This is a genomic window from Algivirga pacifica, from assembly GCF_039543525.1.
Taxonomy (GTDB): domain Bacteria; phylum Bacteroidota; class Bacteroidia; order Cytophagales; family Flammeovirgaceae; genus Algivirga; species Algivirga pacifica.
On sequence record NZ_BAABJX010000056.1, the window covers coordinates 18,485 to 31,099 of the forward strand.

Genomic DNA, 12,615 nt, shown 5'->3' on the forward strand with positions numbered 1-12,615 from the left:
ACCTTTTACCTTTTACCTTTTACCTTTTACCTTTTACCTTTTACCTTTTACCTTTTACCTTAAATAAAGAAACTAAATAAGTCAGATCTTTCATTTACTAACTCTGCCTGAATACCTTTTTCCTGCATGCGCTGCTGTAATGCCTGAAAATCCTCTTTGCTTTCTACTTCCAATCCTACCAAGGCAGGCCCTTTCTCCCGGTTCGTTTTCTTGGTATACTCGAAGTGTACAATATCATCTTTGGGGCCTAATACATTGACTAGGAAATCCTTTAAGGCTCCCGCTCTTTGAGGAAAACGTACCAGCATATAATATTTTAACCCTTCATACAGTAAAGAGCGTTCCTTAATCTCTTCCATGCGAGTAATATCATTATTACTCCCACTAACTACACAAACGACACTTTTTCCTTTTAAGGTATTTCGGTATAGATCCAAGGCGGCAATGGTTAAGGCTCCGGCCGGTTCTACGACAATAGCCTCCTCATTATAGAGCTTTAAGATCGTAGAGCATACTTTTCCTTCGGGTACGGTGATTACTTCATCCAGTAATTCTCTACAAATCTCAAACGTATTTTCTCCTACACGTTGTACAGCTGCCCCATCCACAAACTTATCAATCTTCCCTAAGGTCACAACCGTTCCTTTTTCCAGAGATAACTTCATGGCAGGTGCCCCTTCTGGCTCTATGCCTATAATTTTCGTCTTGGGGCTAATTTGCTTGAAGTAACTACCAACTCCTGCGGCTAATCCTCCACCTCCTATCGGTACCAATAAATAATCTACTTCATCTGTTACTTCTTCCAGTATTTCCATTCCAACAGTCCCCTGCCCTTCTATCACTTTTGGATCATCAAAGGGATGAATAAACACACTGTGATGTGCCTCTGTATAGTCCATCGCTGCCGCATAGGCATCATCAAAAGTATCTCCGGTAAGGACCACTTCCACATGTTGTTGGCCAAACATTCGCACCTGTCTTACCTTTTGAGAAGGTGTAGGGCTTGGCATAAAAATCACTCCCTTAATATTCAGTTTTTGGCAGGCATAGGCGACCCCTTGTGCATGATTCCCCGCACTAGCACAGACCACCCCCCTGCTCATTTCTTCCTCTGTCAAAGAGGAAATCTTATTATAGGCTCCCCGGATTTTATAAGAACGTACGACCTGTAAATCTTCTCTTTTCAGGTATACTTTGGCTTCATACTCCTTGGATAAATTCAGGTTATACATCAAGGGAGTTTTGGTGACGGTATCCCTTAACCGCATTTGTGCTTTTACAATGGATTCTACACTAGGCAAAACCACCTTTTGCTCTTTTTCAATTGTTGCTTCTTTTGTCATTTTGTTGGTAGTTTATATATGGTTAGTTAATCAATACGGTAAAAACCGAAAAGGCTTCCTCTTACTCGGGGAAGCCTTTTCGTACCTATTGCATACTCGTATCTGGAAAGCCGCTCGTTTAAGAAACTAACTCTGCTGCTTTCTTCTGATCAAATTCCTTTAGAATAGTACTTACATCTTGTCTTTCTTGTGTCAATGCAATTCTTCCGGAACGGGCAAACTGTAGCAACCCGAAGGGCTTCAACTGGTCATACAATTCATGAGTCTCATGCTCATGTCCTGTCTTCTCAATGATCAAGTGCTCTGGCCTTGCAGCCAAAATACGAGCACCGTGCTGGCGAACAATGCGTTCCACCTCATTGCCTGAGTGCAGACCTACTGTTGATACCTTGTATAGCGCTATTTCCTGATAAATAATCTCATCATCCTGATAGCAATAGCACTTGATGACATCAATTTGCTTTTCAATTTGCTTTCTCACCTTCTCAGCCATCACCTCATCTCCATAAAATACTACCGTGAAACGGTGTACGTGGTCAATCTCAGAGGCAGAGGTTGTCAGGCTTTCAATATTGATCTTCCTTCTCGTAAAAATCAGGGTAAGTCTGGTCGTTAGACCAACCGTGTTTTCCGTAAAAATCGATAATGTGAATCTTTTCTTTTCCATGGTTCTATTCTAGTCTAACGTTAGCAACAGATTCTCCTGTAGGAATCATTGGGAATACATTGGTTTCTTTTTCTACCACTACCTCCAGCAAGAATGACTCCTCAGAGTCCAGCATTTGCTGTAATCCGGCATCCAGATGCTCGCGGTCTTCTACTCTCAAGGCATTGATCCCATAGCTATCCGCCAACTTAATGAAGTCAGGGTTCACCATCTCTGTAGAAGCATAGCGCTTGTCGAAGAACATTTGCTGCCACTGACGTACCATTCCCAGGAAGCTATTGTTCAGGATCAATATTTTCACTGGCAACTTCTCCTGCATGATGGTTCCTAGCTCCTGTACGGTCATTTGGAAACCTCCATCACCAGCAATCATCACTACTTCTCTATCAGGTCTTCTGAACTTGGCACCAATCGCCGCCGGCAATGCAAAGCCCATCGTCCCTAAACCTCCAGAGGTAACGTTACTGTCTGTTTCCTCAAACTTATAGTAACGAGTCGCTACCATCTGGTGCTGCCCTACGTCCGTTACGATTACTGCTTTTCCTTCCGTTTTTTCAGAAAGCATACGAACCACTTCCGCCATCTTTGGCTTAAGGGTATCTGCTGCAAAATCACGGGCAAAGACAATCTCTTCTTCCTTCTGATCACAAGCCTTGAATTCTTGTACCCAAGCCTCATGGCTATTTTCCTGTACCTTTTCCGTCAAGCGAGGCAAGGAATCTTTCACATCCCCCAATACAGCAACATCCGCATGGATATTCTTATTGATTTCTGCAGGATCCAGCTCCAAGTGAATTACTTTGGCTTGCTTGGCATAGCGGCTCAAATCACCTGTTACCCTATCGTCAAAGCGCATTCCAATGGCGATCAAGACATCACATTCATTGGTTTTGACATTCGGACCATAGTTTCCGTGCATTCCAAGATAGCCTACGTAATTTGGATGACTCGCAGGTAGTGCTGAAAGTCCAAGCAAGGTACTCGCTACAGGGATACCTGTTTTCTCTATAAATTGCTTAAACTCTTCTTGTGCCTGTCCCAACAATACGCCCTGCCCCACTAAGATATAAGGTTTCTTAGCTTGATTAATCAAAGCAGCAGCAGCATTCAATGCTTCTTCCTGAGGCGTTGACTTAGGCACGTAGCTTCTTACCTTCTCGCATTTCTCATACTCAAAGTCAAATTCTTCGAATTGAGCATTCTTGGTAATATCAACCAGGACAGGTCCCGGTCTACCACTCTTTGCCAAGTAAAATGCTTTGGCGATTGCCCCAGGAATTTCAGAAGCCTTAGTCACCTGGTAGTTCCATTTGGTCACTGGCATAGAAATACCGACCACATCCGTTTCCTGAAAGGCATCCGTACCCAAAAGGTGCTCTGCCACCTGCCCTGTGATACAGACCATAGGCGTAGAGTCGATCATCGCATCCGCAATACCCGTAATCAGGTTCGTAGCTCCCGGGCCAGAGGTTGCCATACACACCCCTACATCATTAGAGACTCTGGCATACCCTTGTGCCGCATGTACCGCTCCTTGCTCGTGTCTGACCAGGACATGCTTCAGTTTATCTTCATATTTATACAGTTCGTCGTAGACAGGCATAATAGCCCCTCCAGGGTATCCGAACAGAACATCCACCCCCTCTGCCAATAAAGACAGAACTACGGCTTCTGCTCCTGAGACCCTGCGTTTTTCAGGCTTTTCAGCACTTTGTTTCTCTTTAGCAACAGTCTTGATCATGCTATCCATATTTACAGTAATCAATTGAAGTCTGGGTTATTTTCCCATACGTAAGTTTTTACAGTTTATCGGTCATCATCAAAATATATACTTTGATGATGACCGATAAACTACAGTATTAAAATTCGTCAGTAACACATCCTTCGGATGCAGAAGATACCGTCTTGATATATTTATAAAGCATTCCTCTATTCGCCTTCATTTCTGGGGCTACCCACTCCTTTCTTCTTTCTGCCAGCTCCTCTTCAGATACATCCATGTTGATACGGTTATTGATCGCATCTACGGTAATGATATCTCCATCTTTAATCAAGGCGATATTTCCGCCTTGTTGTGCCTCAGGAGTAATATGACCTACCACAAACCCGTGTGTTCCTCCAGAGAAACGTCCATCAGTAATCAGAGCTACGTCTTTACCTAGACCGGCACCCATAATCGCTGAAGTTGGCTTCAACATCTCTGGCATACCCGGGCCTCCTTTTGGTCCCGCATAACGAATCACTACTACCTGTCCTTTCTCCACTTCTCCATTCTGTACCCCTGCAATGGCTGCAAACTCATCATTAAACACTTTTGCAGGCCCAGTGAATAGCTCTCCTTCTTTTCCTGTAATCTTAGCAACTGATCCTTCCGGGGCGATATTTCCATAAAGAATCTGTAAGTGTCCAGTCTCCTTGATAGGATTATCCAACGGTCTTAGCAAGTCCTGATCTGCCGGAAGAGGCTGTACATCTGCCAGGTTCTCTGCCAACGTTTTACCTGTTACGGTCATACAATCACCATGTAGCATTCCCCACTCTAGCAATTGCTTCATTACGGCAGGAACACCACCCATATGGTGCAAGTCTTCCATCAGGTATTTACCGCTTGGCTTAAGATCTGCCAGGAATGGTGTTGCATCACTAATTCTTTGGAAGTCCTCCAAGCCCAATGGAATATCTGCTGCTTTGGCAATGGCAATCAAGTGCAATACTGCATTCGTTGATCCACCCAATGCCATAATTACTGTCAAGGCATTCTCAAACGACTTTTTCGTCAGAATATCTTTTGGTTTCAAATCGTCTTTCAATAATTGACGCATCACACGTCCTGCCGCCTCACACTCTGCCAATTTCTCTGGAGAAGTCGCTGGATTAGAAGAACTATACGGCAAGCTCAATCCCAAAGCCTCCACTGCGGAAGACATCGTGTTGGCTGTATACATACCTCCACAAGCTCCTGCACCAGGACATGCATTCTTGATCACTCCCTGATAATCCTCATCAGAGATCGTTCCCGCGAAACGCTCTCCCAAGGCCTCAAAAGCAGAGACAATATTCAGTTTCTTATCTTTATAACACCCTGCGGCGATTGTACCACCATATACCATAATAGAAGGACGGTTCAGACGACACATAGCCATCACTGCTCCAGGCATATTTTTATCACATCCTACGACCGTAACCAAACCATCGTAAAATTGTCCTCCACATACCGTCTCAATAGAGTCCGCAATAATATCTCTGGAAGGTAACGAATACTTCATCCCTACGGTACCATTGGTCATCCCGTCACTCACACCAATCGTATTGAAGATCAGTCCAACCAAGTCTGCCTCCGCAGTTCCTTTTTTCACATAGTCCGCTAGGTCATTCAAGTGCATGTTACAAGTATTCCCTTCGTAACCTGTACTCGCAATACCCACCTGTGCCTTAGACATATCATCTTCTGTCAAACCAATACCATAAAGCATGGCTTGGGCGGCAGGTTGTGTTTCATCTTGCGTAATCGTTCGGCTGTATTTGTTTAGTTCTTCTGACATACAGAGCAATTTTAAATTTCGTTGACTAAAAAAATTGTTTGTTTTCCGGCTATTGATTGCCAGCAATGTATTTTTCACAAAGGATGAGGTATCCTTCTGGTTATTCCAAGATTATGGTTATTGCTTACCGTTTATCGCTTATCATTTATTTAACACGCTTTAATTAAACGACAAGCAATAAACGATAACCTTTACTATATAATAGAATACGTATCGTACTCATTCTGAGCTACCTTATGGCCGTATTGTTCAGCGATCAAGTAGCCTAATGTAGCTTTCCAAGGCTTGTTCATATTTCTTCTGTGGATCGATCGTATTCCAGTAATCTGTGCTGCCGTACCCGTAAAGAACGCTCCATCAATATTCGACAGATCTGCTGGCTTAAACTTCCCTTCGATTACCTCAATGCCGTGGTCCTGACAAATTTCCATCACCACTTCTCTCGTGATTCCAGGAAAAATATGGCCCTTTTGAGGGGTATATAGTTTGCCATCTACCTCAAAGAAGAAGTTCGCTCCTGTTCCCTCTGCCAAAAAGCCTTCTACATCCAACAACAAAGCATCATCAAAGCCATTCTCTTTAGCGGTTGCTGCCGCTACAATACCGTTGGTATAGTTTCCAGAAATTTTCGCTTCTACATCTCCAGACTTAGGGCTAGGACGTGTATAGGTGGAGATCTCGATATCCAACAAGTCTTTTCCTAAGTACTTCTCCCACTCCCAAGTGGCAATAAATAAATTTCCTTCTCCAGCTGGTGTTAATTCCATATTGGCACCAGAGTATAGCAACGGACGGATATATGCATTAGAGAGATTATTTTTCTCCAAAAGCGTATAGGTAATACTGATTAGCTCATCAACCGTATAGTGTACTGGAAGATGCATACGCTTTGCTGATTCCAGAAATCTTGTATAATGTTCTCTTGCTTTAAAAACATGCGCTCCCAAAGGCGTATCATAGGCACGCATCGCATCAAAAATGCCATTTCCGTAGTGCAAAGACTGTGTATAAAGATCTGTTACCGCATTTTCTGCTTTAATAAACTTCCCCTTATGAAACACCACCGTTTCCTTGTCAAAATATTTCATATGCAAATGTGTTTTCTCCCATCATCAATTAGGTCCAATGGGGAGTGGTTTAGTAAATAGACATTCAAGTTGTTAGTAAGGCTTATAAAAAAACCGGCTATTGTCGAGTGTGTATAGACAATGGCCGGCTTCTGTTAAATATTAAGATATAAGGTTCCGCCATTGTCAGTGCACGAGCACTGCAATAATGACAAGTAGACGGACGATATTTTGTACTTTTCTTAACATATAACGAAGTTCTTTTAAACAAAGATAAAGTAGAGATGATTCAAAAAACAAATGTTTTGAAACATTTTTTAATAAAAAAATTCTACAATTTATTACCCTCTTAATACAATTCCTCAAAGCAACTTTTGTATACCGAATAATATTTGGATTTAAAGAGATAAGCAAGAATCGAGTATAAAAATCACTGATTTCAGTACATATTATTTTGTCATTAACTGAAAAAGGGGATTCAAAAAAATAGAACTACCTTTAGCAAAGAAATATTATTTCGCAAAACGAACAAAGATCATTCTTTTGAAGGCTTTCCTTATCTAGGCATCTGGTCACCTTCTGCCGATGCCCCATTTGTTTGCATAGAGCCTTGGTACGGCATAGCAGATCATAAGGATAGCACACAGGTATTTCAGGAAAAAGAAGGTATTTTGTCTTTGGAGAAAGGAGAAGTGTTTGAGGCGAATTATACGGTGAGCAGTGAGCAAGTTATGTTGCTATTTAAATCGATTTGTATTCAGGACCTGTTTATAAAAATAAGAGCAACTTTACAGCTATTGGCAACGCTGTTCTTTCGTGACCCCTCGCGTCACGCGAGGGGCTACATTGCATCATCTTTTGTAAGCAAGTCATATAGTTGCAGATAAAGGTCTTTGATGAAGATGGTTAACTTCTCCCCTTTTTCGTTTCAATTCCTTATAGGTGCAGATGAAGGGTATCGGGTGCGACCTACAATTGGTATACGACAAGGTTTCAATTCCTTATAGGTGCAGATGAAGGCTTGTTAATTTTCATATTTTCCCTTGTTTAGTCTTGGTTTCAATTCCTTATAGGTGCAGATGAAGGTTATCAACGACTGTTTGTAACGTTTCTGTACCATGTTTCAATTCCTTATAGGTGCAGATGAAGGCAAAGAATCTTAGTGACAAGTCACGTTCATAATAAGTTTCAATTCCTTATAGGTGCAGATGAAGGCTTCTATTCAAGTATTCAACCGTTGTTGCGGAGCTAGTTTCAATTCCTTATAGGTGCAGATGAAGGTGAGATGAATTGCAACGAGGTACGTTTGATGAAGAGTTTCAATTCCTTATAGGTGCAGATGAAGGAACAGCTTTTCTAGTCTCATTTTGTTTTAGGTTCAGGTTTCAATTCCTTATAGGTGCAGATGAAGGTAGCAAATTTACTCGCTTCCTTATTGATGTTTCGGAGTTTCAATTCCTTATAGGTGCAGATGAAGGCAAGGGGTTCTTTCAAACTGATCCATCAACCTATAAGTTTCAATTCCTTATAGGTGCAGATGAAGGGAACAATGATCCTCATTGAATAGATGTAGTCCTCATGTTTCAATTCCTTATAGGTGCAGATGAAGGTGTTTCTAAGTGCGCTTGTGCATAAATGGTCATTGTGTTTCAATTCCTTATAGGTGCAGATGAAGGCATTCCTTTGCAGTTCTTCAATGAATTAGCAGTAAGTTTCAATTCCTTATAGGTGCAGATGAAGGAGGCTTTGATCCTTGAGGACACTTGTAAGCACTAATGTTTCAATTCCTTATAGGTGCAGATGAAGGTCAGAGCTGACTCTGAATTATAAGACACAAAAAAAGTTTCAATTCCTTATAGGTGCAGATGAAGGCGGAGCACCTCGCCAGACGTAACGCTCCGGAAATACGTTTCAATTCCTTATAGGTGCAGATGAAGGCCTTTTTTTATACCTAAAATTTAAAAATATCAGATAGTTTCAATTCCTTATAGGTGCAGATGAAGGAGGATTTCAACAAGCTGAGGGAAGCTGCAAAGCTGAGTTTCAATTCCTTATAGGTGCAGATGAAGGAAGTAATCGTGCCACGCTCCGTACTCCTCTGCAAAGTTTCAATTCCTTATAGGTGCAGATGAAGGAATTGTACATTCTCCCTTATCTGCGTTCGTTCCGTAGTTTCAATTCCTTATAGGTGCAGATGAAGGCCAACAAGCAATCATGTAAGATGACTTAGGATCTAGTTTCAATTCCTTATAGGTGCAGATGAAGGTTGTACTTTTTAAGAACTGCCGCTCCTTCTTCTGAGTTTCAATTCCTTATAGGTGCAGATGAAGGAAAGAAGATATTGATTATTCAAGCCTTACTTTTGAGTTTCAATTCCTTATAGGTGCAGATGAAGGCTGGAGGTACATGTCATAGAGGCGGTCCTGCGGCATGTTTCAATTCCTTATAGGTGCAGATGAAGGCTTGTCTAAATCTGTCACTTTTAGCTTTGTTCTAGGTTTCAATTCCTTATAGGTGCAGATGAAGGATCCGTCGTTCCGCGTTAATATCCCTTTTCGATCGTGTTTCAATTCCTTATAGGTGCAGATGAAGGCTTCGCGAAAGAATTAAAATTGGACTTTTAAGAAAGTTTCAATTCCTTATAGGTGCAGATGAAGGGGGAGAACGGTATTAAGGAAAGTGGGATTGAAGAGGTTTCAATTCCTTATAGGTGCAGATGAAGGTTTTGGGTTGACAGGTGCGTAAGGGGGGTTGCATCTGTTTCAATTCCTTATAGGTGCAGATGAAGGATCCCCTGGTCCACATATTTCAACATCACTTACCGTGTTTCAATTCCTTATAGGTGCAGATGAAGGGTCTCCTTCACAAATAGATGTATTACCACCAACCAAGTTTCAATTCCTTATAGGTGCAGATGAAGGTTCCCCTTATACCTTACCGACTCCAGATATGCTTCAGTTTCAATTCCTTATAGGTGCAGATGAAGGAAGTACCCTGAATCTTTTGTAGCATTTCTGTATTGTGTTTCAATTCCTTATAGGTGCAGATGAAGGATTCTTCAAGAAAATCAAAACTAAATTAGATGCTCTGTTTCAATTCCTTATAGGTGCAGATGAAGGTTGGATCGTGAAATACACACGATTTCCAAAATATGTTTCAATTCCTTATAGGTGCAGATGAAGGCGAATGCTCTGGATGATACCATTGAGCAACTGAAAAGTTTCAATTCCTTATAGGTGCAGATGAAGGTGTATTTCCAAGGAGGACGTTTTGCGTTATTGTATAGTTTCAATTCCTTATAGGTGCAGATGAAGGTTGTAAGAGGTGACACAGGAGGTAGTGATCGTATGGAGTTTCAATTCCTTATAGGTGCAGATGAAGGCTCAATTTGATCAACTGTCGCCCAAGAAACCTCTTTGTTTCAATTCCTTATAGGTGCAGATGAAGGCTACAGAATCATTGTCATGCACCCTTAAATCGAAGTTTCAATTCCTTATAGGTGCAGATGAAGGTACGGGAATCAAGTAGCTGGGCATCTTGGGGATTGAGTTTCAATTCCTTATAGGTGCAGATGAAGGTTACATACTTAGTGAGGTATTGAGACAAGCTTCTAGTTTCAATTCCTTATAGGTGCAGATGAAGGCATATACTCAGAGCCTAATGCCTTACCTTCTACCTAGTTTCAATTCCTTATAGGTGCAGATGAAGGCGTATCGAAAGGAGCGAAAGCCGGCGGACTTTCCTTGTTTCAATTCCTTATAGGTGCAGATGAAGGGTGGGGTCTGTCTTCAAGTGTACGTACTTCTTTTTGGTTTCAATTCCTTATAGGTGCAGATGAAGGGTGGGGTCTGTCTTCAAGTGTACGTACTTCTTTTTGGTTTCAATTCCTTATAGGTGCAGATGAAGGGTCGGGCCAGTTTGCAACTCCAACTCCAATTGTGCATGTTTCAATTCCTTATAGGTGCAGATGAAGGAGGAAATTGCTTTTGATTCCAGACAGCGAAAATAGTTTCAATTCCTTATAGGTGCAGATGAAGGTTTGCCCTGTTCTTCGAAATGTGATTTCAAACATCAGTTTCAATTCCTTATAGGTGCAGATGAAGGAATGTTCCTGCCTTAGAAAGTAATCCTTTACGCATGTTTCAATTCCTTATAGGTGCAGATGAAGGCTATAGGAACATCAAAAGACTGTTCAAATCTAACATGTTTCAATTCCTTATAGGTGCAGATGAAGGTCAATTTGGAATGTAATATCTCTTGCCGTCACCTCTGTTTCAATTCCTTATAGGTGCAGATGAAGGATTCACCGTTTAAACGCCCTTTGGAATAGAATTTTAGTTTCAATTCCTTATAGGTGCAGATGAAGGAAAGTTTGAGTGTCCACATTAATTATCTTCTTCGTTGTTTCAATTCCTTATAGGTGCAGATGAAGGCCGTTATAAAAGCCATAAAAACCTCCCCAAAGATAGCTTTAAAACGCTATTGGTCCCAATACTTTTCTTGAAATTATCGTCTACCTCTAATTATACGATTAAGGTGGGGGCACGACAACCCTCATAATATACTGACTCTGTAGGGTTTAAGAAAAAATAAATACGTCAAAGAACTTTTCAATCCATAAAATCAGGGGATCGACGACTTAGAGCTTGTTTGGAATCTAGATTTTGAGAATAAAACTTCTATAAATCTGAATTCTAAACAAGCTTTTAAAGAAAGTTGTCGATGGAGGCACGCTCCTCTCCTACCACTTCCTTGTCCAGCCATTTCTGGTCACGATTTTTGAAAATAATAAGGGAATCCTTTCCACTCATCAGGGCTTCTGCTTCGGATTTAAGTTGTTTTAATTGTATGTCTGTAAGCTCTCCTTCGAAGACAGAATTCTGAATCCAGCTTAGGTAACGTCGGCAAAGCTTAAGCATCTTCCCGACCCGCTTGCCATCCATATCATACACTAAAATTACATACATTTCTTCTAATTTTTTATTACCACCATGCTTTAAATCCTTGGTAAGGCTCTATATCCATCAGCTGTTTGGTGAGTTTGTAGCATTCCAACTTAATGAGGTGTTTATAGCTCACATTTCGTCCTAGTTTACGGTGTTTAATGGTGTCACTCAGCTTCGTATCCCAGGCCTTCAGTATGTTTTTTCGGCCACTTTCTTTCAGGATACAGGCATTCACTTCGGTCTTAAAGTCTTTAGGCTGTATGATTTTTTTATTCACCAAGGAGAAAATCATCCGGTCCACCAATAATGGTTTAAAGATTTCTGCTAGATCCAATGCTAAGGAAAATCGACGTACTCCCGGTTCATGCAAAAAACTGATCGTCGGATCCAACTGGGTATGGTAAATCATATCCAAGCAAGCTGTATAGCAAAGCATATTACAAAAGCTAATCAGCGTATTCATGGGATCTGTGGGTGGCCTTTTGATCCTTTTTTCCAATGGAAAAGTGGCACATATATCCGTAAAGGCAGCATAATACGCCTGCCGTATATTTCCCTCCAACCCCATCAGTTCTTCCACATTGGTGGTCACAAAAATCCCCTGCCGATATTCTTCAATCGCCTCGACTGCATCCTGTATCTCACGTCCCCGGTTATAGTAATACTTCAAGGTTTTTAGCATATTAAAAGAAGCCGCATCAATCAATGGTTGCGCCAATGCCATCCGCTTTTGGGGATCCGCATAATGCAAACTTTGCTGTACATGCAACTGTCCTGCCTGTAAATACTCCTTGGGATAAAAGGAACCAGTATAATGCTCATAGAAATCAAAAAAATGCACCCCTATCCCATTCTTTCCTAAGAAATTATACAAAGCTGAATTGGCATCCAAACTACCAAACACATAGAGGTTCGTAATTTGTTCTACGGGAAGATAGCGGGGCTGCCCTTGATTCCCCTCTTCATCTTCTGGAACAAATTTCAGGGTATTATCTTTTCTACTCAGCCGACCCGGGTTAAATAAATAATAGGATTTTTTCATAGGTATCA

The 12,615-nt window shown here is 41.4% G+C and carries 7 protein-coding genes and 1 CRISPR repeat array; all 7 genes read right to left on the reverse strand.

All coding sequences use genetic code 11. From position 1 onward, the window contains the following. Positions 1 to 59: 59 nt before the first annotated feature. Complete coding sequence (gene ilvA / locus ABD985_RS17960; RefSeq protein ID WP_345374176.1) at positions 60 to 1,343, reverse strand: threonine ammonia-lyase IlvA; 1,284 nt, start codon at positions 1,341 to 1,343, stop codon at positions 60 to 62. 118 nt (positions 1,344 to 1,461) lie between these two features. Further along, positions 1,462 to 2,010, reverse strand: a complete 549-nt coding sequence (ilvN, locus tag ABD985_RS17965; RefSeq protein ID WP_345374178.1) for an acetolactate synthase small subunit — start codon at positions 2,008 to 2,010, stop codon at positions 1,462 to 1,464. A 4-nt stretch (positions 2,011 to 2,014) separates the two neighbouring features. Further along, positions 2,015 to 3,751, reverse strand: coding sequence for a biosynthetic-type acetolactate synthase large subunit (ilvB, locus tag ABD985_RS17970; RefSeq protein WP_345374180.1), 1,737 nt, complete (start codon positions 3,749 to 3,751; stop codon positions 2,015 to 2,017). Between the two features lie 118 nt (positions 3,752 to 3,869). After that, a complete protein-coding gene (gene ilvD / locus ABD985_RS17975; protein WP_345374182.1) occupies positions 3,870 to 5,552 on the reverse strand; it encodes a dihydroxy-acid dehydratase in 1,683 nt (560 codons plus the stop codon). Positions 5,553 to 5,746: 194 nt separating this feature from the next. Next, complete coding sequence (gene ilvE, locus ABD985_RS17980; protein ID WP_345374184.1) at positions 5,747 to 6,640, reverse strand: branched-chain-amino-acid transaminase; 894 nt, start codon at positions 6,638 to 6,640, stop codon at positions 5,747 to 5,749. A gap of 904 nt (positions 6,641 to 7,544) precedes the next feature. Next, positions 7,545 to 11,052: a CRISPR direct-repeat array (repeat unit 30 nt; unit sequence GTTTCAATTCCTTATAGGTGCAGATGAAGG). 273 nt (positions 11,053 to 11,325) lie between these two features. Then, complete coding sequence (cas2, locus tag ABD985_RS17985; RefSeq protein WP_345374186.1) at positions 11,326 to 11,586, reverse strand: CRISPR-associated endonuclease Cas2; 261 nt, start codon at positions 11,584 to 11,586, stop codon at positions 11,326 to 11,328. Between the two features lie 16 nt (positions 11,587 to 11,602). Beyond that, the gene (gene cas1b / locus ABD985_RS17990) at positions 11,603 to 12,607 is read right to left on the reverse strand and encodes a type I-B CRISPR-associated endonuclease Cas1b (RefSeq protein WP_345374188.1); all 1,005 of its coding nucleotides are present in this window, start codon (positions 12,605 to 12,607) and stop codon (positions 11,603 to 11,605) included. Positions 12,608 to 12,615 lie beyond the last annotated feature (8 nt).